This is a genomic window from Burkholderia sp. SIMBA_062 (assembly GCF_046534765.1).
Classification (GTDB): Bacteria; Pseudomonadota; Gammaproteobacteria; order Burkholderiales; family Burkholderiaceae; genus Burkholderia; species Burkholderia ambifaria.
Genome location: NZ_JAWRYD010000208.1, coordinates 1 through 279, shown reverse-complemented (window position 1 = coordinate 279; position 279 = coordinate 1). Strand labels below are relative to the sequence as shown.

The following is a 279-nucleotide window of genomic DNA, read 5'->3' as shown; positions in this document are numbered from 1 at the left end:
ACGCAGATGTATAACGGACGGCTGAACCCTGTCGCTGTGGCGGTAGGCAAATCTGTGGGCAAACGCGCAGTCCTGGGTGGCGTGCTGGGGGCCTGGCTGATGCTGGCCGGCCCAGCGTTCGCCGCCACCAGCAGCCTGGGCGATACATCGAGCAGCCTGATTTCGCAGCAAGACTCCGTGGTAGCCGATGCGATCAAGGCCGATGCGCAGGACTGCGCCGATGGCACGAAGCAGGGGACGATTGGCGCCTCCATCAACGATGCGCTGAAGATTCATACC

The 279-nt window shown here is 63.1% G+C and carries 1 pseudogene; it reads left to right on the top strand.

The window, feature by feature from the left end:
• Window positions 1–279: pseudogene (locus SB786_RS36065) on the top strand (hypothetical protein); the annotation flags it as partial.